Origin of the sequence: Maricaulis sp. (assembly GCF_039978735.1) — a bacterium.
Lineage (GTDB): Bacteria > Pseudomonadota > Alphaproteobacteria > Caulobacterales > Maricaulaceae > Maricaulis.
This window is the reverse complement of sequence record NZ_JBDWAS010000039.1, coordinates 45,645-70,966: the sequence shown is the minus strand read 5'-3', so window position 1 is coordinate 70,966 and position 25,322 is coordinate 45,645. Positions and strand designations below refer to the sequence as shown.

The window sequence follows — 25,322 nt, the reverse complement described above, 5'->3', positions numbered from 1 at the left end:
CATGAGAACCAAACTGCTCTGGCCGATCGCGGCCATCATCGGGCTGTTCGTGCTGTATTCGGCCTACTGGATTGTCGCCAGCGGACAGATCCGCAAGGGCGTCAACGCGTGGATCGCCGACAAGGAAAATGCCGGCTACACAATCGAGCATGCCGGCCTGCATATCGGCGGCTATCCCTACCGTTTCCAGATCCGGCTCGTGGAGCCGCATTTCCGCGCACCGCAGAGCGATGGCGGCTGGGATGCCCGGCTGCAGGAACTCAGCGCGAACGCAATGCCGCACGACCTGTCGCACTGGATCGTCGCTTTCGGCGGCCCCTTGCTGCTGGAGGACTATGCCAGCGAAGACAGTACGATCGAGGTGACGGGATCGGATGCCCGGATCAGCCTGGTCTACAATGCGGCCGGTGACACTGAACGCGTCGGCGCGGAATTCCGCGATCTTGTCGTGACCACACACGCCGGCACGCCGCCGGATATCCGCTCAATCGACGAACTCCTGATGTCCGGCGTCGTGGACGAGGAAGACGGCTTGCGCATGCGCCTTGCGGTCTCCGGTGTCCGGGCCGCGCCCGGCGTGCTGGAGCCCGATGTCGAGCGCGCCTTCGGTGACACCGCCCGCACGGCCCGGGTCGATCTTGAGGTGACGCACTGGTCGGCCCTGGCTGACGGCGCCAACGCCATCGCCTGGCGCGATGCCGGCGGCGCGCTGCAGATTGCCGATGCCGAGCTGGAATGGGGCCCGGCACACATCACCGGCAATGGCGACTTCACCATCGACAGCCTGGCACGCCCGGACGGGCGCCTGTCGCTGCGCATTACCGACCCGGACACACTCGCAGACGCCCTGATCGAGGCGGGCGTAGTCCCGCGCGAGAACGAGCAGGCGCTCAGGCTGGCAGCCATGATGGCCCCGCGCAGTGCCGAAGGCGTTGCCCTGCCCTTCCGCATCCATGACGGCGGCATCTATCTGGGTCCGGTGCGCCTCGGAGCGATTGACGAGTGATCGCCCGACAGCCGGCGCCTAGCCACGCATGAACTCGGCGAGACCGTCCACCAGGCGGCGGTTTTCCGCGGCCTTGCCGACCGTGGCACGCAGCGCATTGGGCAAGCCATAGGGCTCGACCGGACGGATGATCAGGCCTTTGGACGTCAGGAAGGCGTCGGCGTCCTTCGCCGTGCGGCCCGGTGTCTCCGGGAAGTGGATCAGCACGAAATTGCACACGCTCGGCGTGACTTCCAGGCCCAGACCGCCGATCTGCTGACGCAGCCAGGCGACCCATTCCTCATTGTGGTCGGCCGAGCGCTTCATGAAATCGCGATCGGCGATGGCCGCCGTGCCCGCTTCGATGGCCGGCAGGTTGACGTTGAACGGGCCGCGCACCCGGTGCAGCACGTCGATGATGGACTTGTTGCCATAGGCCCAGCCCAGACGCGCACCGGCCAGACCGTGAATCTTGGAGAAGGTGCGGGTGACGACGACATCGTCGCGCTCGCGCGCGAGTTCGAGACCGGCGGAATAATCGGCATTGCGCACGAATTCGGCATAGGCCGCATCGACCACCAGCAGCGTGGAGGCCGGCAGCGCATCGCGCAGGCGGCGCACTTCGGCGTCGGAGATATAGGTGCCGGTCGGATTGTTCGGATTGGCCAGGAAGACGATTTTCGCGTCGTCGCCCGCCGCCTCGATCAGCGCATCGACATCGGTGGTGTAATTGCGCTCGGGTGCGGAGACGAGCTCGGCACCAGACTGCATCGCCACGAGACGATAGACGAGGAAGCCGTATTGCGACTGCACCACTTTGTCGCCCGGATTGAGATAGGCCCGGCCCAGGAGCTGCAGGAGTTCATCGGAACCGCAGCCGCAGACGATATTCTCCGCTTCCAGCCCTTCCTCGCGCGCGATCGCTTCGCGCAGCTTGGTCGCGCCGCCATCGGGATAGAGATGCAGACGCTTGGCCGAGGCCTCGAACGCTGCTGCCGCCTTGGGCGAACAGCCCAGCGCGTTCTCGTTCGAGGACAGCTTCACCGGATCGGCGACACCCGGCGCTTCAGCGGCACCCGGCTTGTAGGGACGAATGTCGAGAATGCCCGCGCGCGGCTCAATACCCATGAAGCGACCTCTGGTCCTGGAGCGTCCGGTCAGCCCCTTGCCGTCCGGACAGGTGACGGGGAGATAGCGCGGGCTGCGCCTGCCCTTCAAGTGCGCGTTTGCGGACGGGCGCAGTGCGGCGCTGCGGCCTCACTGCGCCGGTATGCTTCACGGCCTCTGCCAGAATGACCCCGCCCAGGCCCGGCCAGGCATATTCCCCGACCTCTTCCCAGACCGACGCGATACGCCGGTGGGTCGCCCAGCCCCAGGGCGGCGCATAGAGCGCCCGCGACCAGGCGGTCGCTTCCAGCAGCGAATCTTCGAGCAGGCCGGACAGCTGGCCGCGCGTGAAGGGCCGGCCATGACCGAAGGGGGTCTTGTCGGACAGCGCCCACATGCCGCTGCGCGACGCCGTCACCAGCATCAGCCGCCCCTCCGGCGCCATCACCCGCCAGATCTCCCGCAGCAGGGCGGGCAGGCTGTCCGCCTCTTCCAGCGCATGGACCAGCAAGACCCGGTCGAACAGGGCTTCAGGGAAAGGCAGGTGAACCTCGTCGCCCAGCGCTGTCGGCGTGCCTTCGCGGGCCGGCACGATCACCCCCTGACCGGCGGGCATGAAGGAGATGCAGCGCCGCGACTGGCGGCGATAGGGATCCAGATAGGGATTGGCAAACCCCAGGCCCAGCACGTCGAGATCGCGCGTCTCGGGCCACAGCGCCCGGATACGCCGCCCGATCATGCGGCGGGCGGTCAGACCCTGGCGGGTCTTGTAGAAGCGATCGAGTTCGGTGGCATCGCGGCGCACTGGCCAGACTCCCCGTTCATGTCCTACACAGTCGGCATTCAAGGTCACACTAACCCAAGCCGCGGCAACGACAATGAGCGACCTCCTTATCCGGCAATTCCCCTGCCTATCGGACAATTACGGCTTTCTCGTGCACGATCCGGAGAGCGGCGAGACCGCCACGATCGACACGCCGGACGCCGACCGCGTCCTGGCCGAGGCCGACGCAGCAGGCTGGCGCATTACCCAGATCTGGAACACGCACCACCATCCCGATCATGCCGGCGGCAATGCCGCCGTGCGCGCCGCCACCGGCGCCCGCATCATCGCGCCCAGCTATGACGCCCACCGCATCCCGGACATCGACGTGCCCGTCAGCGATGGCGACACCGTCGCGCTGGGCCGGCACGAGGCCCGCGTGCTGTTCACGCCGGGCCATACGCTGGGCCATGTCTGCTACCACTTCGCCAACGACCGGATCGCCTTTGTCGGCGACACGCTGTTCGCACTGGGGTGCGGCCGCCTGTTCGAGGGCTCGCCGGAGCAGATGTGGGCCAGTCTGAGCCGGCTGGCGGCCTGGCCCGAGGAGACGCGCATCTACTGTGCGCACGAATACACCCAGGCCAATGCCGCCTTCGCGCTCTCGGTCGATCCGGACAATCGCGACCTGCAGGCCTATGCTGCCGCTGTCGAGGCCGAACGCGCCCGCGGCGAAGCGACCGTGCCGACCACGATCGGCGCCGAACTGGCCGCCAATCCTTTCCTGCGTCCCGCCGATCCGGCCATCCGCAAACGCCTCGGCCTGGAAGCCGCCGACGACACCGCCGTCTTCGCGGAAATCCGCCGGCGCAAGGATAGTTTCTAAGCCATCCGGTGCGGTCGTCAGTTTGTCGTGTTGACACACCCCGCCCTCGGGGGTGACAAAACCTGTCCGGCAAACAGCCTCCGCAATCGGCTCGCCGCCGGGCAATGCGGGATGTGCTGCCATGGAACCATCATCGAGCGACCGCCGGTCCGGTCATCCGCCGGCGCCGGGCTTTGCCGCCCTGTTCACACCCAAGATCGTCACCGTGCTGCGCGAGGGCTACGGGCTGGCGCACCTGCGCGCCGACATGGTCGCCGGGCTCACCGTCGCCATCGTTGCTTTGCCCCTGTCCATGGCGATCGCCATCGCGTCGGGTGTGTCGCCGGCGCAAGGCCTCTATGCCGCGATCATCGGCGGCTTCCTGGTCTCGCTGCTGGGCGGCAGCCGCTTCCAGATCGGCGGGCCTGCGGGCGCCTTCATCGTGCTTGTCGCGGCAACGCTGGAACAGCACGGGCCGGACGGGCTGATCCTCGCCACGCTGATGTCCGGCGCGATCCTGATCGCGACCGGCTATCTGCGGCTTGGCACCTATATCAAATTCATCCCCTATCCGGTGACGATCGGCTTTACGGCGGGCATTGCCGTCATCATCTTCACCAGCCAGCTGCGCCCGATCCTGGGGCTTGAGCTGGACGGGCCGGAACCCAGCGCCTTTGCGCCGAAGCTGGAAGCCCTCGCGGCCGCCCTGCCGACGCTGAACCTGCAGGCCGCCGGCCTTGCCGTTGGGACCATCGCCATTATCGCCGGCCTCAAGGCCTGGCGGCCCGGCTGGCCGGGCATGCTGGTCGCGATCGTCACAGCTTCGGCCTCCGCAGCCTTGCTGGACCTGCCTGTCGAGACCATTGGCAGCGCCTTCGGCGGTATCCCGCACGGACTGCCCGCGCCCTCCCTGCCCGCCTTCTCGCTGGACAAGGCAATCGCCGTGCTGCCCAGCGCCTTTGCCTTCGCCCTGCTCGGCTCGATCGAATCGCTGCTCTCCGCCGTCGTTGCAGACGGCATGACCGGCCGCCGCCACCGCTCCAACTGCGAACTTGTCGCCCAGGGCATCGCGAATATCGGGTCCGGCCTGTTCGGCGGGCTGTGCGTGACCGGCGCCATTGCGCGCACAGCAACGAATATCCGCGCCGGCGCCCGCAGCCCGGTGGCCGGCATGCTGCACGCCGCCTTCCTGCTCGCCTTCATGCTGATCGCCGCACCGCTCGCCCGCTACATCCCGCTCTCCGCCCTCGGCGGCATCCTGGCCGTCGTGGCCTGGAACATGGCCGAGCGGCACCAGTTCTTCGGCCTCTTGCGGGCCTCCCGGGGCGATGCGCTGGTTCTCCTGTCGACCTTTCTGCTGACCGTTTTCTACGATCTGACTGCGGGTATCGTCGTCGGGTTCTCGCTGGGTGCGATCCTGTTCATCAACCGCATGTCGGAGCTGGCGGGCATCGACCGCGACGACGACCTGGTCCAGCGCGATGTCGCCGACAGTGTCGAGCGCGGCGGTTATGATGCGCGTCTCGCGACCGATCCGGACATCGTCATCTACCGCATCCGCGGCGTGTTCTTTTTCGGGGCGGCATCCACGGTCGACAGCGTGCTGGGATCCATCGCCGACCGGCACCGCGCCTTCATTCTCGACTTCACCCACGTCCCGGCCATCGACTCGACCGCAGCCCACACGATTGCCGCCTTTGCCCGCAAGGCGGCGGAACGGCACGCCATCGACATCTGGCTGACCGGCACGAAGGCGACGGTGCGCGAGGCACTGGAACGCCAGGGTGTCACGCCACCCCTTGCCGCCTATGCCGCATCAATCGAGGATGCCGTCTCGTCCGTTCGCCAGAACAACGCCGCCACCGGAACACCGTCATGACCCTCACACCGGAAATCCGCACCCTCATCGATACGCTGGGCATGCAGCCGCACCCTGAGGGCGGCTGGTTTGTCGAGACCTTCCGGGATGCCGACGGACCGGACGGCCGGTCGCGCTCGACGGCGATCTATTTCCTGCTGACCGCGGGGCCCGGCTCGCACTGGCACCGGGTCGATGCGGTGGAGACCTGGCACTGGTATGCCGGCGCGCCGCTTGTGCTGTCGGTCAGTGAAGATGCACAGACAGCGCGCGCAATCGAGCTGGGCCCGGATGTCGCAGAAGGCCAGCGGCCGCAGGGTGTGGTGCCGGAGGGGGCCTGGCAGGCCGCCCGCACGACCGGCGCCTGGACCCTGGTCGGCTGCACGGTGGCACCGGGTTTCGAATTTTCAGGATTTGAACTGGCACCCGAAGGCTGGGCGCCGGGGCAAGATCAGCTCTAGCTCGACATCCGCGCCAGGACCTGGGCGATCATCGCCGAGGACGGCCGTCCGGCATGGCCCGCATCCGGCGCAATCACGATCACCAGCCGGCTCTCTTCGACAAAGGCCGCCGGCCGCTCGCCCAGAACCAGGCTGATCTCCGTCAGATCGCGCAGACGCCGGCGGTCGCCGGGCACCTGCTCGACGGCGCGGTCAATGAGATCGAGCGTGTCGAACTGGATGCCGAGGCCGGCCCGCGGGGCCGGGGCGTACTGCACCGAGATATTGCGGTCGAGCTGGCGGGCCAGATCGCTGGCCAGACGTTCGGCGCGGCTGCGGACTTCACCCGGGGATCGCGGGATCGGCGACAGGCCGGCCGCCGGGCTGGCGAACTCGACGATCACGCCGTCAGGCGCGTCGGCGGGGAAATAGGTCGCACCGCCCAGTGCATTGAGCCGCATCAGCTCGCGGCCGGTGTCGGTGATATAGGCGGTTCCGCCCCCCGGCGCACGGTCGGGATAGAGCACGATCACCTCGCTGTCGGGGGCATCGCGTTCGCGCAGCAGGGCGGCCTCGCCGGACCGGTCGAACAGGAAGAAGGCGCCGGTATCGGCCCGCTGGTACCAGCCGGTACTCTCCTGCGCCCGCTCATTGCGCAGCAGGCGGTCGCGCAACGGGTTCTGCATTCCCGAAGCGGCGCCGGCAGCGAGTGCGGCGATCAGTATGGCGGTTGTCCAGCGTATCATCCCGGTCAGCATCATCAGTGGCAAGACGGCAAATTTGCGGCAGGCACTGCAGCCCGCTGCCGAGCCGCATCAGGCCATGTACTGGCCGCCATTGATGGTGAGGGTTGAGCCGGTCATGAAACCCGCCTCCTCGCTGCACAGATAGACGACGAGCGCGCCGATCTCGCCGGCCTCGCCCAGCCGGCCGGCCGGGATGCCGGCGATGATGCTCTCGAGCACTTTTTCCGGCACGGCGGCGACCATGTCGGTATTGATATAGCCCGGCGCGACGCAGTTCACCGTGATCCCCTTGCGGGCGGTTTCCTGGGCCAGCGCCTTGGTGAAGCCGATCACGCCGGCCTTCGCGGCGGAATAGTTCACCTGGCCCATCTGGCCTTTCTGGCCGTTGATCGAGGAGATGTTGACGATCCGGCCCCAGCCGCGTTCGCGCATGCCGTCGATCACCGGGCGCGTGACATTGAACATCGAGTCCAGATTGACCCGCATCACCTCGCGCCACTGTTCCGCACTCATCTTGTGGAACATCGTGTCGCGTGTGATGCCTGCATTGTTGATCACGATATCGACGGGTGCGCCGGCAGCCTGTTCGGCTTCTGCCAGTCCTGCAGCGCTGGCATCGGCATCGCCGACATCGAACTTCACCACCTTGATGCCGGTTTCCTCGGCGAAGGCCCGGGCGGCCGCTTCATTGCCGGCATAATTGGCGACGACCGTGTGGCCGGCCGATTTGAGCGCGAGACTGATGGCGGCGCCGATGCCCCGAGTGCCGCCGGTCACGATTGCGGTGCGTGTCATTCCATCCCCCGAAATTCGACATGGCTCATCGGCCATTTGCGTTCGCGCTTGCAGCAGACCACATTAAGCGCGTACACCCTTAGATGAAATAGCTACGCGCTCGTGTCGAGCGAATTGCGGCTCGACCGATAAAAAAAGGGCGCACCACAGGGGAGTAAGCGGTGACCAAATCGAATGGAAAGTCGCCCGAGATTATCATCAAGAAGTATGCGAACCGGCGCCTCTACGACACCTCGACCAGCCAGTACGTCACACTCGATTATCTGCGCGACCTGGTGAAGAAGGGGACGGAGTTTCAAGTGGTCGATGCCAAGAGCGGCGACGACCTGACGCGCGGCGTGCTGGCACAGATCATCTTTGAAGAGGAGTCGCGCGGCGCCAACCTTCTGCCCGTCGATTTCCTGCGCCAGCTGATTGGCTTTTATGGCGACAGCCTGCAGAGCGTCGTGCCCGGCTATCTGCAGATGTCGATGAATTCCTTCGCCCAGCAGCAGGAGGAGTTCCGCGAGCGCATGACCGAGGCGATGACCTCGCCGCAGGCCTCCATGGCCATGCTCGAGGAACAGACCCGCCGCAACATGGAGATGTTCGGCCAGGCCATGCGCATGTTCTCGCCCTTCAACCAGCCGGGGGAAACCCCGGAGGAGGCCGGCAAGGCCGCGCCGGAGAAGGAGAGCGAGGATCTGTCCGCCATGCGCGAGGAACTCGATGCGATGCGTGCCAAGCTCGACCAGATCCTCGACAAGAAGAAATAGAGCGGCCCCGCGCCGTTAAGATTTTCGTACCGAATTGACGCACCCGGCAGTCCCGCGACTGCCGGGTGTATTCATTTACAACCTCTAAACCCTGTTTTCGCACCCGGATCGTGGTTAACCTCTCATTAAGAGTTGGCATCGGCCTTGCGAAGCAGAGGGCATGACCACGATCCGCAGTGCATATTCTGTCCCGACCCCGACCCGCCGGCGCGTAGAGCCGGCTGGTCGTGCACGCGGCTCCAGCGACCATCCGCCCCGGCAGGACCGTGCCCTTGTCACCGTCCCGACCCGGCAGAAGACCGACGGCGATGCCGAACGGTCCTTTGTCCGCGCGCGTCCTGCCACGGCGGAGGTCATGGTCCAGATCATCGGTGGCGATATCCCGCGCCGGGGTATCAAGGCCGACCCCAGCGAGGTCGAGCGTTTCCGCCGCACCTACGCCCAGGCCGCACAGCCAAGCGCGCCGGCCCCGAAATGGGAGCGGCGCGCATGAGCTTGCCTCTGGGCACCGCCCGGCGTGTCGGTTTCTGGCTGGATGTCAGCCTGGGCGCCGGACTGGTGTTTTTCCTGGTCTAGACGCAAACCTCCCGCCCCGCTTGCGCGGGGCGAGAGGTTTTGTGCCTATTCCCCGCCGACCGCGAGGTCGCGGCGGGCGGCGACGATCGTCACCACGAAACCGGCCACCGTATCCATCAGCGCCATCATCGTGATGAGGAAGAAGACCGAGGTGCCGAAGCGGCCGACCAGCAGGAAGAGCGCCATGGCGATCACGAAGACGGCCATGGACAGGCCGTGATTGATGATCGTCGCGGTCCCCGTGCCGGCCGACTTCACCAGCTCGATGAACATCATGATCAGCGCGAAGATGATCAGCAGGTCGCCAACCTTCATGCCCCAGGGGCCTGAAACCAGCGGCACCTGGAAGACGGTATTGTCCATCAGCGCGGCTGCAGCTGACGGTTCCCCGCCCGTGAAAATCACCAGCACCGCATAGACGATGACCGGAATTCCCAGCAGTGGAATGACATTGAACATTGAACTTCCCCCCTTGGATCCGCCGGCGCGCCGAGCCTGGTTCGCCGCCGTCATACCTAGCAATACGCCGTTATCCCCGCCTCCGGCCATGTCGCGTCCTTTCGTCCCCTGACCGGCGGCCGCGGGCGGGCGCCGGTATCAATACTCGTCGGTTCCGCGCGGGCTGCGCGCCCGCGAATTTAACCACATCATACCAAGGATGTCTGTCAAAGAGGCGAAAAGACGGCCGAAATTCGTATATTTTGACGAACCGATCGTGCGGTGGCGGTGCGAAACCGGGCGGAATTCGCACAGATAACCCTCGCGATTCATCAGTGCCGGGATGAAGCGGTGCTGGTGATCGAAGAAGGGCAATTCCAGATAGGCCTGGCGCCGGAAGGCCTTCAGCCCGCATCCGGTATCGTTGCAATCATCGTTCAGCAGCCCCTTGCGAATGCCATTGCCGGCCCGCGAGGCGAATTTTTTCCAGGCACTGTCCTGGCGGTTCGCCGTACGGTCGCCACCGACAAGGGCAAGCCCGTCCGGCGCATCGGGCCGCGTCAGGGCGTCGATCACCGTGGGCAGATCCTGCGGCGGGTTCTGACCGTCCCCGTCCAGGGTTGCGACGACCGCACCGCGCGCATGCATCACACCGGTCCGGATCGAGCGCGACTGACCGGCATTGTGGCGGTGCGACACCACCCGCAGCATGGGCAGTTCGGCCTTTGCAGCGACGAGTTCCTCACGGGTCGTATCGGAGGAATGGTCGTCGACGAAGATGATCTCGAAATTCCGGCCCTCGAGCGCTTCAGCGATCTCGCGGGCGAGCGGCACGACATTGCCGGCCTCGTTATAGGCCGGAACGACGACGGAGATTTCCGGCGGGGCGGAGGAGGTCTGGCTCATGGGATGACGGCTTGAGCTTGCGAAACAGGGTCTGCCCGTTACATACCGGGTTTGGTTCGCGACGCGAGGGTTTTCTCATGTCCGGCGTGAACCGGAGAGGTGGATGACCGAACTTTCCAGGGGCCTGCGCGCCTGTTTCATCATTGCTGCGATTGCGGCCGCGGCGGCCCTGGCCGGGATATTCACCCTGCCACCGCTCGACCGCGACGAGAGCCGTTTTGCCCAGGCGACCGCCCAGATGCTGGAAAGCGGCGACTTCGTCGAAATCAATTTCCAGGACGAGGAACGCAACAAGAAGCCGGTCGGCATCCACTGGCTGCAGGCGGCCAGCGTTGCCGTGCTGTCGAGCGCCGAGGCGCGCGAGATCTGGGCCTATCGCATTCCCTCGATGCTCGGTGCCATCCTGGCGGCCCTCGCCTGTTTCTGGGGCGGCGAGCGCCTGGTCGGCCGCGAAGCGGCCTTTGCCGGTGCGGCGCTTTTTGCAGCGACCGTGATGCTGGGCATCGAGGGGGGTATCGCCAAGACCGACGCCATGCTGGCCGGCGCCACGACACTTGCCCTGGCAGCCCTGGCCAATCTGCGCGCCGGCGGCGGCCGCAAGACCGCCCTGCTCTTCTGGTTCGCGCTCGGCCTCGGTGTGCTGATCAAGGGCCCGGTGACACCGATGGTGGCCGGCCTGACGATCCTGACGCTGGTGATCTGGGAGCGCGAGTGGCGCTGGCTGAAACCGCTCCTCTTCTGGGCCGGGCCGGTGCTGGCGGTCGTGATGGTGCTGCCCTGGATCGTCTCCATCCAGATCGCCACCGAAGGCAATTTTCTGCGCGAAGCACTGGGCGGCGATATGGGACCCAAGATCATCTCGGCCCAGGAACGCCATGGCGGCTGGCCGGGCTATTATCTCCTGCTGCTGCCACTGACCTTCTTCCCGGCGATCCTCTTCCTCATTCCCGGCCTGACGCGCCTGATACCGGCTGTGCGCGGACGGATCGATGACAAGGCCACCCGCACGGCCCGCTTCCTCATCGCCTGGGCGCTGCCGACCTGGATCGTCTTCGAACTCATGCCGACCAAACTGCCGCACTATGTGCTGCCGACCTATCCGGCCCTGGCCCTGATCGCAGGCTGGGGGTTTGTGGAGCTGACAAAGACGGCAAGCTGGGCCCGCTGGACCGGCTGGGCGCTGTTCGGGCTGGCTGCGCTGGTCTTTGCGGTTTTGATTCCCTTGATCTTCGTGACCTTTGGCGATGGCGCCAGCCAGGACGCCATAGCCCTTGTGCAGACCAGCTTTGACGGCACCGCCGAACCCGGGCTTTCGCCGGCGATGACGGCACTCGTGCTCGCCACGGCCGCGATCTTTGCCGGCCTGGCAGCTGCGACCCTGATCGCCCACCGGCTGCGCACCGGCTCAGCCGCGCTCGTCCTGGCCGTGCTGTCGGGACTGGGCTGGCACGTGATGACACGCGGCGCGGCCCTGCCCGGCGCCGAGGCCGTGCGCCTGGCCGAGCGGGTACGTGCCGTGCGTGAGATGTCGGAGGAGATCGCGCGCATCGCGCCGCACGATATCGTGACGGCGTCGTCCTACACCGAACCCAGTCTCGTCTTCTCGCTGGGCACGGACACATTCCTCGGATCGGCAGAGGATGTGCTGGCCTTTGCAGAAGCGCGCGAAGCCCCCACATTACTGGTGCTGGACCTGTCGCGCGACGAGGATCTGCGCGCCGCTTTCGCCGGTGAGAGCCGGCCCGGCAGTGCCTGGCCGGAGCACGACCTGTTTGACCGCCTCAACACGCTTGGCGACTGTCATCGGGCTTGGCTTCCCGGTACGAATTATTCCAGAGGCAGTGACACGACGCTGGTCGCGATCTTCACGCGGTGCCAGCCGGACACGGCCCAGATCCCGGAGCTTGATGATCAATGACCCGCAAGATCGAAATCGTTGAAGTCGGCCCGCGTGACGGGCTGCAGAACGACCCGGCGATGATGTCGACAGATACCAAGATCGAATTCGTCGAACGCCTGATCGCGGCGGGCGTCCGCCGCATGGAGGCGGCCAGCTTTGTCCATCCCAAACTCGTGCCGGCCATGGCCGACAGCGATGATGTGATGCAGCGTGTGCCGCGCCAGGACGGGGTGAAATATATCGGCCTTGCGCTCAACGAACGCGGCATGCGGCGCGCGCTGGAGGCCGGCTGCGACGAGGTGAACTATGTCATGGTCGCCTCGCCGGGGTTCGGCCTGAAAAACCAGAATGCGACGCCGGAGCAGACCGCCGACCTGTTCGACCGCATCGCCATCCTCGCCCATGACGAAGGCGTGCCCGTCTCGGTGACCGTCTCCGTGGCCTTCGGCGACCCGTTCGACGGCGAGGTCGATCCTGCGGTCGTCGCGCAGCTGGCCAGCCGGGCCCGTGCCGCCGGCGCGGTCGAGTTCGCCATGGGCGACACGATCGGCGTCGCCGATCCGTGGAAGGTCCGCAGGACGCTGGATCTGGTGCGCGCCGAGAGCGGCGACATGCGCCTGCGCATGCATTTCCACAACACGCGCAATACGGCGATGGCCAATATCTATGCCGCTGTCGAGGCCGGCGTCGACGTGATCGACGCCTCGGTCGGCGGAATTGGCGGCTGCCCCTTTGCTCCGGCTGCGACCGGCAATGTGGCGACGGAGGATGTGGTCTACATGCTCGAGCGCGGCGGTTTCGACACCGGGCTCGACCTTGGCAAACTCATCGAAACGGCAAAATGGCTGGAGACGGACGGGCTGAAACACCCGGTGGATTCCGCGCTGTCACGGGCCGGCGGATTTCCGGCGCCTGCCCGGCAGACGGCCTAGCGGCTACCGCTGGCACGCCGGATGCGGCGCAAGCGGCGTGCCGCGCGCCGGCGATTCAGGAGGTTCTGCGTCTTCGCCTTCAGGCGCAGCAGGGTTACCCGGCCCCAGATCGCCACAAAAATCGGCCCGATCATCGCCATCGTGGCGAGCCGCTGCAGCGGTCCGGGATAGTGCTTCCAGAAATACTTGATGAAACCCAGCGCCTTGTGGGTCTCCACGAAGAAGGGCGAGGTGCGGCTGGTTCCGCCATAGTGCAGGATTTCCGCCCGCGGCTCGAAATACACCCGTCCACCCATGGCGCGCACCTGGCGGCAAAGGTCGATATCCTCGACATGCAGGAAATAGCGTTCGTCAAACCCGCCGCGATCGAGGAAGGCCTGGCAAGGCACCATCATGGCAGCACCCGACACGACCGGAACGTCCATCAGACCGTCGGCCAGCGGCTGGTTCTCGAAATGCAGATTGCGGGCCCCCCGGACAAACCGTTCCAGCCCGAGGAAGCTGACCATCGCCGAGACCGGCGTCAGTTCGCCGCGGCGGCCGCCGCGCTGTTCGGTACCGTTCTCGTTGGTGATGCGCGCACCCAGCACCCACATGCCGGATCCCAGCCCGGCCGCCGAGGCCTTCATCCGCCGCATGGATCCGGGACGCAGAACGGCGTCGGGATTGAGAAACACCACCCACTCGCCGGAGGCGCGCTGGGCGCCGATATTGCAGCCCTTGGCGAAGCCGAGATTGGCGCCGGTTTCCACGAGGACGAGCTTGTCGCTGCCGGCCGCCATTTCGCGCAGACGGCGGATCAGGTCCGGCGGATTGCCGTGATTGACGAGCACGAATTCATCGACACCAGGGGCCGCCAGGATCGCGGCAACCGCCTCGAGCAGGCGCGGGCCGGTCTGCCAGGAGACCGTAACGACGCTCAGACGCGCGGTACCCGCCCCCGGGGCTGCTTCGCTCCGAGGAAGAAGACCGACGTCGCCGCCAACGCTACTGTCCCTTGGTGCCATTCCTGCCAGACCCCGTAGGAGAACACGATAAGGGATACATAAACCACAAGTATCCAGACCACTCCAACGGCCTGGAGCCGCGAAAGTTGCCGGGCACCTGCAATTCTTCCCCCCATGGCAACCAGACAGGACGCCAGGAGCACAGCTCCGACAGCGCCTGTTTCAAGCCAGATGTGCAAAGTCGCATTGTGCGGATGCAACGGCAAGCGTTCGATTGTGTAACCGGCCAGTTCCATCTCGGCGTTGAGCGGCCGCGAGGCATCCAGCCCGTAGCCCGTCCACGGCTTTTCCCGGATCAGTTCGCCCGCGTAGGACCAGATCTCCAGCCGCCAGACCCAGGACAGCGGCATGGCGTCGCGCAGGCCCTGCGGTATGTGCGCGATCACATCGGGAAGCGCGAGCGGCATCACGATCAGCATGCCCGCCACCGTCCCGAACACGATGGCCAGCAGCGTACGCGGCCAGAACACGGTCAGAACGGCCGCGATCCCGGCCAGCACGAAGGCGACCGTGTTGACCTCGGTATCGAAGGCGAAAGCCGCGACCGCCGCCAGGCCGACGAACAGCGCCCCGATCAGCGGACCGCCCTCGCGCCAGGCGATCAGCGCCGCAGGCACCGACAGCAGGAGCAGCGGTACGGCCGCATGCCCCAGATTGCGGTTCACATGGATCATCTGGTCCCGTTCGGGCAGGCTGCCCATACCCTCCACGGCAACCTTGAAGCCGCGAGTTGCGCTGCCGTCCAGCATGGCTTCGGCAAAGAGATAGAGCCCCAGCCCGGCGACGAGGAACATGATCGCCGCCTCGACACGCCGCTGCCAGGCGCCGCCCAGCTTGCCGATGCGCACGGCAAACAGCGCATAGAGCGGAATGCCCAGACAGGTCCGCCAGATCTGGCCGGGATCGTCGTGCGGCGACCACAGGAAACTCAGCGCGATCCAGACCAGGAAGAGGCCGCCGGCAATCAGCGAGATCGGCACCCGGCCGGGCCGCCAGAAGGACGGCTCGACCGGAAAGGCCACCAGCGCCATGATCGCCACGGCCGGCGCGATCATCAGCGATCCGGCGATACCGAAGAGGAAGGAGAGTGCGAACGCGGCGATGCCGGCTATGCCTGCCCTGGTATCATCGCGCACGTCCGCGTCCCCCTGTAAGCTGCTAGTTCCGCTTCAAGTCCGGCGGGGTTGCGTCAGCCGCCAGGCGGGCGATCGCCGCCTCGAGCGGCAGGACTTCCTGCTTGTTGCCCTCCTCGCCCAGGAAGCGCAGGGCCAGCGTGCCCTCCTCGGCCTCCTTGCGGCCGACAACGGCAATCACCGGCACCTTGCCGACCGAGTGTTCGCGGACCTTGTAGTTGATCTTCTCGTTGCGCAAATCAGTCTCGACATTCAACCCGGCCTTCACCATCGCGGCTTTCACCGTTTCGGCATAGCTGTCGGCATCGGACGTAATCGTTGCGATGACGATCTGTCGCGGTGCCAGCCAGAAGGGCAGCTTGCCGGCATAGTTCTCGATCAGCACGCCCAGGAAGCGTTCCAGCGAACCCAGAATGGCCCGGTGCAGCATGACGGGGCGATGCTTCTCGCTGTCATCGCCGACAAAGGTCGCATCCAGGCGCTCCGGCAGGTTGAAGTCGCACTGGATCGTGCCCGTCTGCCAGTCGCGGCCGATCGCATCCTTGACCACAAAGTCCAGCTTGGGGCCGTAGAAGGCACCGTCGCCGGGATTGTGCTCATATTCCAGACCCGAGGCTTCGGCGGCTTCCTTGAGGGCCGCTTCGGCCTTGTCCCAGACCTCGTCGGACCCGACCCGCGTTTCCGGACGGTCGGAGAATTTGATCCGCGGCTCCTCGAAACCGAAATCCTCGTAAACGGATTTCAGGAGTTCGCAGAAGGCCTTCACCTCCTCGGTGATCTGCTCGACCGTGCAGAAGATGTGCGCATCGTCCTGCACGAAGCCGCGCACCCGCATCAGCCCGTGCAGCGAGCCGGACGGTTCATAGCGGTGGCAGGAACCGAACTCGGCCATGCGCAGCGGCAGGTCGCGATAGGATTTCTGGCCCTGGTTGAACACCTGGACATGGCACGGGCAGTTCATCGGCTTGACCGCCAGGACCTTCTCTTCCTGGTCGATCGAGGAGATGAACATGTTCTCCCGGTACTTGTCCCAGTGGCCGGAGGCTTCCCAGAATTTCCGGTCCATCAGCTGCGGCGTCCTGATCTCGACATAGCCCGCCGCTTCCAGCCGCCGGCGCATATAGTCCTGCACCGCGCGGTAGAGGCGCCAGCCATTGGGGTGCCAGAACACCTGGCCCTGGGCCTCTTCCTGGAAGTGGAAGAGTTCCATCTGCTTGCCAAGCCGGCGGTGATCGCGCTTCTCGGCCTCTTCCAGACGGTGCAGGTGCGCCTTGAGCTGCTTCTCGTCAGCCCAGGCCGTGCCGTAGATCCGCTGCAGCATGGCGTTGCGGTGATCGCCGCGCCAATAGGCACCGGCCACCTTCATCAGCTTGAACGCCTTGCCGATCTTGCCCGTGGAGGGCAAATGCGGGCCGCGGCACAGGTCGAACCAGTCGCCCTGGCGGTAGATGGTGATCGTCTCGCTCTCGGGCAGGTCGCGGATCAGCTCGGCCTTGTAGGCCTCGCCCATCTTCTCGAATTCGGCGATCGCGTCATTACGGTCCCAGACCTCGCGCACGAAGGGCAGATCGGCATCGACGATCTCGCCCATGCGTTTCTCGATCGCCTCGAAATCTTCCGGGCTGAACGGTTCGTCGCGGGCAAAGTCGTAGTAGAACCCGTCCTCGATGGCCGGGCCGATCGTCACTTGCGTGCCGGGGAAAAGATCCTGCACCGCCTGGGCGAGCACGTGGGCGGCGTCGTGGCGGATCACCTCCAGCGCCTTGTCGTCCTTGCGCGTCACGATGGCGACCCGGGCATCGCCGTCAAGCGGACGGGTCAGGTCCCATTCCTGGCCGTCCACCTCGGCGATGATGGCCGCCTTGGCCAGCGATTTGGAAATGCCCTCGGCCAGGTCGAGGGGCGTGGCGCCGTCGGGAAGCTCGCGTTTCGATCCGTCGGGAAGCGTCACATTGATCATCGGTCACATGTCCTTGTTGTCGGCGCGGCCCGCCGGCGAAAGCTCGTCGTGCGCTGGTCCCGGCGACCGGGTCCGGAAGGCCCAGACCCGCCACCAGGGAACATGCGTACGCGCCTCCGGAACCGGGTCGAAACCGAACGTGCCGCCCGGGCGGCATCGTCCCAGCCGCCCCAGCGCCAGCCAGAAACCGCGCCAGGGGCCCTGCGCCGTTACCGATCCGATCGCATAGTGCGAACAGCTCGGCTCGTGGCGGCAGCGCACCCCCAGCGCATAGAAGACCGGCGACAGGGTCCATTGATAGACGCGCAAGGCGCCGATCATCACGGCCCCGACGAGCGGGCGGTCTGGCGTTTCTTTCCGTTCCGTCGAACGCATATGGATGCAAGCCTTTTAACGCCGCTGGACGCGCTGTCCACCATGGACATCAAGCGCGCACCGCGGGCCGCAGTAAAGCCTGTGGGTGAAGTGTGGAAGCCTTTTCGGACTGCCCGGGCTCGTCCCGCCGGCAAAGCGGGGCCGGACAGCCCTATCCAGTGAGCGAGGTCGGAGTCTGCGCGGTCGCCGCCTGGCGGGCCGCCTCGGTCACGGCCTCGAAGGCCAGCATCACCGACTGGTGACGGGCAGGATAGGCGCGCGCGCCTTCCAGAACAGCGAGTTCGCCAAAGCGGTCACGCGGCGCCGGCTTGCCCTGTTTCAGCATGGCCAGCAGGCTGTCGCGGGCGACTTCCAGCTCTTTCAGCGAAGCGCCGACGACCTGGCGCGCCAGCACCGAGGCCGAAGCCTGGCCCAGCGCACAGGCCTTCACCCGCAGGGCGAGATCGGCCACGCGGTCGCCGCGCATGACAATATCGATCTCGACTTCCGAACCGCACAAGCGCGAAACCTTGCGCACCGATGCCTGCGGACGTTCGAGACGCCCGATGCGCGGAATATCCGCTGCCAGCCGCAGGACGGCATTGGAGTAGAGTTCGTCAGCCATTACGCCCTCTATCTAGTGCGTTTCGGCGCGCTTTGCCATGGGGTAAGGCGCCCTCCCCTGAACACCACCCCGCCTTCTCCCGGCCACCCGCATGCGCGGGCGCAGTGCCGGATCTACGGGAGCCTCATCGCTTGAGGTGATCTTCGGTCGGTCCCGGAACTGCAGCCTGCCTGCGCAGGCTGAAGCCTGCGCCCGCGAAAGCGGGTGGCCGGGAAAAATGGGAGAGGTTGAAATGCGCACTGCCGCTTTCCCCGGACCTGTTCCGGGGCCTGCCGGCGTTTCAGGTGCAGGCTCAACCAGGCCCCGGCACAAGGGCCGGGGGAAGTGAGGTTTGGGTGGGGAGAAGAAGCCCGCAGCCTCAGTCCCAGTCTTCCTCGTCTTCGTCGAGATAGGTGGGATCGTTGCGGCCGAGGACTTCGGGGATGTCTCCGAAGTCCTCGTCACCGTCGGGTTCGGGCTGCCAGACCTCGTCGGTCTCGACCGACCAGAAGCCTTCGGCCTGGGCCGCGCCTTCGGCGAGACGCGCGGCCTGCTCCTCGGTTTCCGCCACCACGCCATAGGCGACAAAGCACGGGCCGACCGCGTCCTCGGCCTGCAGCATCACGTTGAAGCCCTTGAGGGCCATGGCGTTATCCCATCTTCCGCCAGGTCGAGCCTTCCGGCCCGTCATCGACCTGGATCTGGCGTGCATTGAGCTCGTCGCGCACCTCGTCGGCGAGCGCCCAGTCCTTGGCCTCGCGCGCCTCCTGGCGCTTGAGGATGAGGGCGTCAATCGCGGCGCGTTCCTCCACATCGATATCGGTCAGACCGAACCAGGCATCCGGATCGGCCTGGCCCAGCCCCATCAGGGCACCGGCCGCCAGAAGACGTCCCTTGGCCTCGGCCTTCTCCTGCGGCGTCTCCGCCTTGTTGGCCTCGCCGGCCAGCGCGAAAAGCTCCGACATCGCCTTGGGCGTATTGATGTCGTCCAGCAGGGCGTCGAGGAAGGCCTCGGGCACATCGCTGGGCACGGCTTCCAGATGACCCAGGCGGCGCAGCACGCCATAGATCCGGTCGAGCGAACGGCGGGTCTTGGCCAGGAGATCCGAATTCCAGGTCAGCGGGGCACGATAATGCGCCGTCAGCAGCGCGCAGCGCAGCACTTCGCCCGGCCAGGATTTCAGGAGATCGTGGATCAGCGCGACATTGCCCAGCGACTTGGACATCTTGTCCGAGCCCATGTTGAGAAAGCCGTTGTGCAGCCAGTAATTGGCCATCGACTTGCCGCCATGGGCGCAGGTCGACTGGGCGATCTCGTTCTCATGGTGCGGGAAGACCAGGTCGATGCCACCGCCATGAATGTCGATCGTTTCGCCCAGATGCGTCTCGCACATGGCCGAGCATTCCAGGTGCCAGCCCGGACGGCCGCGGCCCCAGGGGCTGTCCCAGCCCGGCTCGTCATCCGCAGACGGCTTCCACAGTACGAAGTCGCACGGATCCTTCTTGTAGGGCGCCACCTCGACCCGGGCACCCGCGATCATGTCGTCGAGCGAGCGCTTGGACAGCGCGCCATAGGCCTCGTAGGACTTCACCGAGAAGAGGACATGGCCTTCGGCCGCATAGGCATGACCGCCATCGACCAGGCGCTGCATCATGGCGATCATCGGCTGGATGTGATCGGTCGCCTTGGGCTCCAGCGTCGGCGGCACGATGCCCAGTGCATCGAGATCCTCGCGATAGATGCGGGCGAATTTCGTCGCGACGGCCTCGATCCCCTCGCCACTCTCGCGGGCGGCAGCCATGATCTTGTCGTCGATATCGGTGATGTTGGCCGCCAGCACGACGCTCTTGGCACCGTAGAGATGTCCGAGTACCCGGCGCAGCACATCGAACACGACCGGTGGGCGCGCATTGCCGATATGGGCGTAGCTGTAGACCGTCGGACCACAGACATACATGGTCACCCGGTCCTGATCGATCGGTTCGAATGCGCGCTTTCGCCGCGCCATCGTATCGTAAAGGGTGAGCGATTTCATGTTCTTGTCTGTTCCGTTTGTGTCAAGGGCGTGAAAAATTCACATCTTCCCTGCGGTCATATCATTGGATTTCACACAGGGAAGGCCTAAATACCGTCAAGCGCCGAGGCGCGAACACAGAGGATTTCAGGCTCCGGGTGAAAAAAATCCGGCTCTGCATCCTCGATCCGGAAACCGGCACTACGGCCCTGTCGTATACGCGCAGGACCGACCCGACAACGAAAGGATCCATGGGGATGGACGCCGTGACACCTGAAGCTGCGCGCCTGGCTGGCGTGACAAACTCCAAACCGACCCGCGAGGAGGCCGAGGAGGCCGTCCGCACGCTGATCGCCTGGGCGGGCGACGACCCGGCCCGCGAAGGCCTGATCGATACACCCAAGCGCGTGGTGAAAGCCTGGTCGGAATGGTTCTCCGGCTATGAAGCCGATCCGATGGCCGCCCTCGGCAAGACATTCGAGGACGTGCAGGGCTATGACGATATGGTCATGCTGACCAATATCGATGTCGAGAGCCATTGCGAACACCACCTCGCACCGATCCTGGGCGTGGCCCATGTCGCCTACCTGCCGCGCAAGGCCGTGGTCGGCATTTCCAAGATTGCCCGCGTGGTGGAGATCTTCTCCAAGCGCATGCAGACACAGGAAACCATGACGGCCCAGATCGCCGACGCCCTCACCGAAGCGATGCAGCCGCTGGGCGTGGCCGTCCTGATCGACGCCAAGCACCAGTGCATGACGACGCGCGGCGTGCATCACCCGAATGTGTCGACCATCACCACCACCTTCACCGGCGAGTTCAAGACCGACCCGGCCCTGAAGGACCGCTTCATCCGCATGGTCGAACGCGCCTGACGCGAAACACCGGTTTGATGAGAAAAGCCCCGTCCGGCCGGACGGGGCTTTTCTTTTTTCGGACGGCGCCGGAGCGCCTAGGCGGCGTCCGGCACCTCCAGCGACGACATGTCGATCACGAAGCGGTAGCGCACATCGGCTTTTTCCATGCGCTCGAAAGCCGTGTTGATCTCGTCCATCCGGATCATCTCGCATTCCGGCAGGATGTTCATCCGGCCACAGAAATCGAGGACCTCCTGGGTCTCGGCGATGCCCCCGATGAGGGAACCTGCGACCCGGCGGCGCCCCATGATCAGCGGCACGGACACCAGTTCCTCGAGCGGGCCGACCTGTCCGACCAGGCACAGCGTGCCATCGACGTCGAGCAGGGGCATGTAGGGGTTGAGGTCGTGCTTGACCGGCACGGTGTCCACGATCAGGTCGAAACTGTTGCGCGCCGCCTTCATCGCCGCCCTGTCCGACGAGATCAGGAAGGCATCGGCACCGAGTTCGCGCGCATCGGCCTCCTTGGACGGGCTGCGGCTGATCACGGTGACATGGGCACCGAGGCCGACAGCCAGCTTGATCGCCATATGCCCCAGACCGCCCATGCCGATCACGCCGACCCGGCTGCCCTCGCCGACATTCCACGTGCGCAGCGGTGAGTAAGTGGTGATGCCGGCACACAGGAGCGGCGCCACCCGTGACACATCGAGCGTCTCCGGCACACGCAGGACAAAGGCCTCACGCACGATGACATGTTTGGAATAGCCGCCCAGCGTGTTGTCGCCGGTGATCCGGTCAGGGCTGTTATAGGTCGCGGTGAACCCGTTGCGGCAGTATTGCTCTTCGTCGTCGTGGCAGCGATCGCAATCCTGGCAGCTGTCGACCATGCAGCCCACGGCGACGGTATCGCCGACGGCGAACTTGCTGACATCCGGACCGACCGCCGTCACACGGCCGACAATCTCGTGACCGGGGATGTTGGGGTAGACCGTACCGGCCCAGTCGCCACGCGCTGTGTGCAGGTCCGAATGGCAGACACCGCAATAGAGGATATCGATCGCCACATCGTCGGCACGCAGGCCGCGGCGCTCGAATGTGTATGGCACCAAGGGTGTGTCAGCGCTGTGGGCGGCATAGCCAATCGTTTTCATGTCAGCTCTCTCGAATTGCTGGGCATCGGGACCGGCAGGGCCCGCTTCACGCGCCACACCAGGAATCCCGGCAATATAGGAGAGAAGCCCGGCAGGTTTAACCCGCACGCCCATCGACAGACCGGCCTTGAAATCACCCGAGGTATGTCCGGTTCACCTGAGGATGGCGATCGTTCCGGTCGTGGAAACATGGCGGCCACGAAGCCGCAATCACCCGGACGTCCGGGCGTCATTCTGCAGGATCAGCTCCAGCCACCCTGCTCCGTTGATGATCATCAAAACACAACCACAGTATTTGTTTCAACCGTCTCAGACGTTATGTCGAAACCACGAGCTGTATACATGTGGTGAAATTGTAATGGAACATTGTTAGACCGGTATCGTTCCCACGCTATTGGGCCCTTGAACCCAGATACTGTTCAGCAACCGGGAAGACACTCTCATGATACACAAGATTTTCACCGCCGCCCTGTCCGCAACCGCGCTGGCAGGCGCCGCCGCCCCCGTATTCGCCCAGGACCCGGCCCAGGCCGGCGCCGAGGCCGGAGCGGCCGAGACCTTCACCCTCACCGATGCGCAGGTCACCGCTTTCGTGGAAGCCGCCAACGGCATCAATGCCCTTGTCCAGGACGTCCAGCCGCGCATGCAGGCGGCTGAAGATCAGGAAACCCAGGCGCAGATCCAGCAGGAAGCACAGGCCGAGATGGAAACTATTGTCCAGGACGCCGGCCTGACCGTCGTCGAGTACAACTCCATCGCCAATGCCGCCCGCACCGACCAGAGCGTTGCGGCCCGCATCCAGGCAGAAGCCCAGGCGCAGGCCGGCAACTAGGCCGCAGACACGCCTGACAGCGGGAATGAACGGGCGGCCCTTCGGCCGCCCGTTTTCGTGTCCGGATCAGGCCGCCGGCTGCAGCAGGCCTTCGGCCTCCAGTGCCGCCAGAACGGCCGGCCGCTGGCGCACACGGTCCATGTAGGCAATCAGCTTCGACCGGCTGCCCAGGCCGATACCCGTGGGACCGGTCCAGTTGGTGAGGGTGAAGAGATAGGCGTCGGCGATGGTGAAGGTGTCGCCGGTCAGATAGCTGCGCCCGTCGCCCAGCACGCTTTCGATATGGTCGAGGCGATTGGTAACACGGTCTATGGCGTACGCCTTGGCCTCCTCGCTGCTGTTGGGTTGAAACATCGGCGCGAAGGCCTTGTGGAGTTCGGACGACAGGAAGGTCAGCCACTCATTCACCCGTGCCCGCTCCAGCGTACCGGCGGCCGGTGCCAATCCGGCCTGGGGGTTTGAGTCCGCGATGTGCTGAACGATGGCCGCGCCTTCAGTGACGACCTCGCCCGGCGAGACCTCAAGAGCCGGCACATAGCCCTTCGGATTGATCGAGCGGAAGGCTTCGCCGGTCGACACGATCCGGCCCTCGGCCAGGTCGACACGCTCCAGCTCGACCGGCAGGCCGGCTTCGCGCAGGACAATATGGGGCGAAAGCGAACAGGCGCCCGGAGCAAAATAGAGTTTCATCGGAAGGTATCCTTTCTGGGGTTGGCAAGATGTTGAGGGAGAGATCAGGCGACAGCCCGGACCTCGGCTGGACGGCTCAGATCCGCCATCAGATCGGCCGCCTTGCGGTGACGGAGCAGGGGCGCACCCTGCCCGGCATAGAGCGAGGCAAAATCCTCGTCGCCAGCGGCAATCGCCGCGCACTTGAGATGACCCAGGAACCAGGCCTGCACCGGAAAGGGCGGCAGGCGGTCAGCGCGTGCTTCCATTTCGACGATGACGCGATTGGGAATGCCGCGGGCCAGACGGCCGGTATAGGCGCGGGTCAGGACGGTGTGCCGGGCCCGCGGCGAGAACAGCACATCGCGGTGGGCGTCATTGGTGCCGGACTCGGCGCAGGCCAGGAAGGCCGTGCCCAGTTGCGCTGCACCGGCCCCCAGCGCGAGAGCGGCATCGATACCCGCCCGGTCGGCAATCCCGCCGGCCGCAATCACCGGCACGCGAAGATGCGCTGCGATCTGGCGGGTCAGTGGAAGAGTGCCGACCAGATTGGCTTCGGGCGGCTCGAGAAAGGCCGGCCGGTGGCCGCCGGCCTCGAAGCCCGTCGCGAGCACGATATCGACACCGGCATCCGCGAGCGCCTCGGCCTCGGCCAGCGTCGTCGCCGCGCCCAGCGTCAGGATGTCCCGGCCGCGGCAGGCTTCCAGGACGGCCCGGTCGGGCACGCCGAAGACGAAGGAGAAGACCCGCGGCTTGATGGCCAGGATGGCCTCGACCTGGTCTTCGAAGCGGGGATGGTAGCGCACCGGCGGCTCGGGGCGATCGAGCCCGTATTCGCGGAAATAGGGTTCGAAGACTGGCCAGACAGCGTCGAAGGCCGCCTGTGGAAACGGATCGCAGCCCGGATCGTGATCGCTGACCCAGAGATTGAGCGCGAAAGGCCCGTCCGTTGCGGCCCGCAGATCGCGCGCTAGGGTCTCGATCCCGTCCGGTTCGAGAATATGGGCACCGAATGAGCCAAGCCCGCCGGCATTCGACACAGTTGCCGTCAGCTCGACGGTCGACAGCCCGCCGCCGAACGGTCCCTGCACAACCGGATGCTGGATCCCGATCCGTGATTGAACCTCGCTTCGCTCCGTCATCGCTTGCCTCCTGTCCGCTGCGGTGGGGAGACAGATGGGAGCGCAATTACAGAATGTAACCTTGTGAGTAGGCGTAAGCGGCGTTTTGTACTATCCCGGCGGTAAGCAGCTTTCCGGAGCCCCAGCATGCTGAAACGCCGCCGCAACACGTCCCGGCCGCTCGATGACGGCACCCACTGCCCCGTGAACGAGTGCATGCAGCTGCTCGGCGGGGCCTGGACGCCCTATGTGATCTGGCACCTCGCCGGCGGTCCGCGCCGCTTCTCCGAACTGGAGGCCGACATCCCGCCAATCTCGGCCAAGGTGCTGTCAGCACGCCTCAAGGAGCTCGGCAGGAAGGGCGTGGTCATGCGCACCGTGCAGCCGACCTCACCGCCCAGCGTCGAGTACGCGCTGACCGAGCTCGGCCGCGAACTCCTGCCCGTGATCGAGGCCATCGTCGACGTGGGCACCCGGCTCAAACGGTCCGCCAACGCCTGCTCCACGAGTTAGTGCTCCCGCGGCCGCATTTTCGAACCGCGAAACCGGT

27 protein-coding genes are annotated in these 25,322 nt (G+C 65.6%); 11 read left to right on the top strand and 16 right to left on the bottom strand.

The features are described from left to right. The first annotated feature begins 1 nt into the window (after nt 1). A complete protein-coding gene (locus ABJO18_RS10915) occupies nt 2–1,006 on the top strand; it encodes a DUF2125 domain-containing protein (RefSeq protein WP_348507603.1) in 1,005 nt (334 codons plus the stop codon). 18 nt (nt 1,007–1,024) lie between these two features. Here the strand turns inward: ABJO18_RS10915 and hisC are convergent, their stop codons facing one another. Then, a complete protein-coding gene (gene hisC, locus ABJO18_RS10910) occupies nt 1,025–2,113 on the bottom strand; it encodes a histidinol-phosphate transaminase (protein WP_348507602.1) in 1,089 nt (362 codons plus the stop codon). Beyond that, a complete protein-coding gene (locus tag ABJO18_RS10905; RefSeq protein ID WP_348507601.1) occupies nt 2,103–2,897 on the bottom strand; it encodes a methyltransferase domain-containing protein in 795 nt (264 codons plus the stop codon). The genes hisC and ABJO18_RS10905 overlap by 11 nt, the downstream gene beginning before the upstream one ends. A gap of 73 nt (nt 2,898–2,970) precedes the next feature. Between ABJO18_RS10905 and gloB the strand changes: the two genes are divergently transcribed. The 3 genes from gloB (at nt 2,971) to ABJO18_RS10890 (ending at nt 6,039) form a co-directional block, all read left to right on the top strand. Beyond that, nucleotides 2,971–3,741 carry a hydroxyacylglutathione hydrolase gene (gene gloB, locus ABJO18_RS10900; RefSeq protein ID WP_348507600.1) on the top strand — a complete coding sequence of 257 codons (771 nt, stop codon included), beginning with the start codon at nt 2,971–2,973 and terminating at the stop codon, nt 3,739–3,741. 121 nt (nt 3,742–3,862) lie between these two features. Beyond that, nucleotides 3,863–5,599: a SulP family inorganic anion transporter gene (locus ABJO18_RS10895; protein ID WP_348507599.1), complete on the top strand. Its 1,737-nt coding sequence runs from the start codon at nt 3,863–3,865 to the stop codon at nt 5,597–5,599. Further along, the gene (locus ABJO18_RS10890) at nt 5,596–6,039 is read left to right on the top strand and encodes a cupin domain-containing protein (RefSeq protein ID WP_348507598.1); all 444 of its coding nucleotides are present in this window, start codon (nt 5,596–5,598) and stop codon (nt 6,037–6,039) included. Before ABJO18_RS10895 ends, ABJO18_RS10890 begins: the two co-directional genes overlap by 4 nt. Here ABJO18_RS10890 and ABJO18_RS10885 read toward each other — a convergent pair. Both ABJO18_RS10885 and phbB read right to left on the bottom strand, forming a co-directional pair. Continuing rightward, complete coding sequence (locus tag ABJO18_RS10885) at nt 6,036–6,764, bottom strand: DUF4908 domain-containing protein (protein ID WP_348507597.1); 729 nt, start codon at nt 6,762–6,764, stop codon at nt 6,036–6,038. The genes ABJO18_RS10890 and ABJO18_RS10885 overlap by 4 nt on opposite strands. A gap of 69 nt (nt 6,765–6,833) precedes the next feature. Then, the gene (gene phbB, locus ABJO18_RS10880) at nt 6,834–7,559 is read right to left on the bottom strand and encodes an acetoacetyl-CoA reductase (RefSeq protein WP_348507596.1); all 726 of its coding nucleotides are present in this window, start codon (nt 7,557–7,559) and stop codon (nt 6,834–6,836) included. A 161-nt stretch (nt 7,560–7,720) separates the two neighbouring features. Between phbB and phaR the strand changes: the two genes are divergently transcribed. Then, on the top strand, nt 7,721–8,314 hold the full coding sequence (phaR, locus tag ABJO18_RS10875; RefSeq protein WP_348507595.1) for a polyhydroxyalkanoate synthesis repressor PhaR: 594 nt from the start codon (nt 7,721–7,723) through the stop codon (nt 8,312–8,314). 160 nt (nt 8,315–8,474) lie between these two features. Further along, nucleotides 8,475–8,807 carry a hypothetical protein gene (locus tag ABJO18_RS10870; protein WP_348507594.1) on the top strand — a complete coding sequence of 111 codons (333 nt, stop codon included), beginning with the start codon at nt 8,475–8,477 and terminating at the stop codon, nt 8,805–8,807. Between the two features lie 128 nt (nt 8,808–8,935). Here ABJO18_RS10870 and ABJO18_RS10865 read toward each other — a convergent pair whose 3' ends face one another. Both ABJO18_RS10865 and ABJO18_RS10860 read right to left on the bottom strand, forming a co-directional pair. After that, the gene (locus tag ABJO18_RS10865) at nt 8,936–9,349 is read right to left on the bottom strand and encodes a hypothetical protein (protein ID WP_291889270.1); all 414 of its coding nucleotides are present in this window, start codon (nt 9,347–9,349) and stop codon (nt 8,936–8,938) included. Between the two features lie 138 nt (nt 9,350–9,487). After that, nucleotides 9,488–10,234 (bottom strand): glycosyltransferase family 2 protein, encoded by a 747-nt coding sequence (locus ABJO18_RS10860; RefSeq protein ID WP_348507593.1) that lies wholly within the window; start codon nt 10,232–10,234, stop codon nt 9,488–9,490. A 103-nt stretch (nt 10,235–10,337) separates the two neighbouring features. Here ABJO18_RS10860 and ABJO18_RS10855 point away from each other — a divergent pair, with 103 nt between their 5' ends. Both ABJO18_RS10855 and ABJO18_RS10850 read left to right on the top strand, forming a co-directional pair. Further along, the gene (locus tag ABJO18_RS10855; protein ID WP_348515904.1) at nt 10,338–12,152 is read left to right on the top strand and encodes a glycosyltransferase family 39 protein; all 1,815 of its coding nucleotides are present in this window, start codon (nt 10,338–10,340) and stop codon (nt 12,150–12,152) included. Then, nucleotides 12,149–13,066 carry a hydroxymethylglutaryl-CoA lyase gene (locus ABJO18_RS10850; protein ID WP_348508361.1) on the top strand — a complete coding sequence of 306 codons (918 nt, stop codon included), beginning with the start codon at nt 12,149–12,151 and terminating at the stop codon, nt 13,064–13,066. The genes ABJO18_RS10855 and ABJO18_RS10850 overlap by 4 nt, the downstream gene beginning before the upstream one ends. Here the strand turns inward: ABJO18_RS10850 and ABJO18_RS10845 are convergent. The 7 genes from ABJO18_RS10845 to cysS form a co-directional block, all read right to left on the bottom strand. Continuing rightward, nucleotides 13,063–14,073, bottom strand: coding sequence for a glycosyltransferase family 2 protein (locus tag ABJO18_RS10845; RefSeq protein WP_348508360.1), 1,011 nt, complete (start codon nt 14,071–14,073; stop codon nt 13,063–13,065). The two genes, ABJO18_RS10850 and ABJO18_RS10845, sit on opposite strands and share 4 nt — an antisense overlap. Beyond that, nucleotides 13,986–15,209, bottom strand: coding sequence for an O-antigen ligase family protein (locus ABJO18_RS10840; RefSeq protein WP_348508359.1), 1,224 nt, complete (start codon nt 15,207–15,209; stop codon nt 13,986–13,988). Before ABJO18_RS10840 ends, ABJO18_RS10845 begins: the two co-directional genes overlap by 88 nt. A gap of 22 nt (nt 15,210–15,231) precedes the next feature. Next, complete coding sequence (gene thrS / locus ABJO18_RS10835; RefSeq protein WP_348508358.1) at nt 15,232–17,166, bottom strand: threonine--tRNA ligase; 1,935 nt, start codon at nt 17,164–17,166, stop codon at nt 15,232–15,234. Nucleotides 17,167–17,169: 3 nt separating this feature from the next. Next, nucleotides 17,170–17,541, bottom strand: coding sequence for a membrane protein insertion efficiency factor YidD (gene yidD, locus ABJO18_RS10830; protein ID WP_348508357.1), 372 nt, complete (start codon nt 17,539–17,541; stop codon nt 17,170–17,172). Between the two features lie 151 nt (nt 17,542–17,692). Further along, complete coding sequence (locus ABJO18_RS10825; protein WP_348508356.1) at nt 17,693–18,145, bottom strand: iron-sulfur cluster assembly scaffold protein; 453 nt, start codon at nt 18,143–18,145, stop codon at nt 17,693–17,695. Nucleotides 18,146–18,503: 358 nt separating this feature from the next. Continuing rightward, a complete protein-coding gene (locus ABJO18_RS10820; protein WP_271187306.1) occupies nt 18,504–18,770 on the bottom strand; it encodes a hypothetical protein in 267 nt (88 codons plus the stop codon). A 4-nt stretch (nt 18,771–18,774) separates the two neighbouring features. After that, nucleotides 18,775–20,160 carry a cysteine--tRNA ligase gene (cysS, locus tag ABJO18_RS10815; protein WP_348508910.1) on the bottom strand — a complete coding sequence of 462 codons (1,386 nt, stop codon included), beginning with the start codon at nt 20,158–20,160 and terminating at the stop codon, nt 18,775–18,777. Nucleotides 20,161–20,396: 236 nt separating this feature from the next. Between cysS and folE the strand changes: the two genes are divergently transcribed. Next, the gene (gene folE / locus ABJO18_RS10810) at nt 20,397–21,014 is read left to right on the top strand and encodes a GTP cyclohydrolase I FolE (protein WP_271187304.1); all 618 of its coding nucleotides are present in this window, start codon (nt 20,397–20,399) and stop codon (nt 21,012–21,014) included. Between the two features lie 77 nt (nt 21,015–21,091). Here folE and ABJO18_RS10805 read toward each other — a convergent pair whose 3' ends face one another. After that, nucleotides 21,092–22,150, bottom strand: a complete 1,059-nt coding sequence (locus ABJO18_RS10805) for an NAD(P)-dependent alcohol dehydrogenase (protein WP_348508911.1) — start codon at nt 22,148–22,150, stop codon at nt 21,092–21,094. A 442-nt stretch (nt 22,151–22,592) separates the two neighbouring features. On the opposite strand from ABJO18_RS10805, the gene ABJO18_RS10800 reads away from it, so the two are divergent. Then, nucleotides 22,593–22,982 carry a DUF4168 domain-containing protein gene (locus tag ABJO18_RS10800; RefSeq protein WP_348508912.1) on the top strand — a complete coding sequence of 130 codons (390 nt, stop codon included), beginning with the start codon at nt 22,593–22,595 and terminating at the stop codon, nt 22,980–22,982. Nucleotides 22,983–23,048: 66 nt separating this feature from the next. Here ABJO18_RS10800 and gstA read toward each other — a convergent pair whose 3' ends face one another. Both gstA and ABJO18_RS10790 read right to left on the bottom strand, forming a co-directional pair. Then, complete coding sequence (gstA, locus tag ABJO18_RS10795) at nt 23,049–23,672, bottom strand: glutathione transferase GstA (RefSeq protein ID WP_348508913.1); 624 nt, start codon at nt 23,670–23,672, stop codon at nt 23,049–23,051. A 44-nt stretch (nt 23,673–23,716) separates the two neighbouring features. Then, complete coding sequence (locus ABJO18_RS10790) at nt 23,717–24,793, bottom strand: nitronate monooxygenase (protein ID WP_348508914.1); 1,077 nt, start codon at nt 24,791–24,793, stop codon at nt 23,717–23,719. Nucleotides 24,794–24,919: 126 nt separating this feature from the next. Between ABJO18_RS10790 and ABJO18_RS10785 the strand changes: the two genes are divergently transcribed. Further along, nucleotides 24,920–25,285: a helix-turn-helix domain-containing protein gene (locus ABJO18_RS10785; protein WP_348508915.1), complete on the top strand. Its 366-nt coding sequence runs from the start codon at nt 24,920–24,922 to the stop codon at nt 25,283–25,285. The last annotated feature ends 37 nt before the right edge of the window (nt 25,286–25,322 follow it).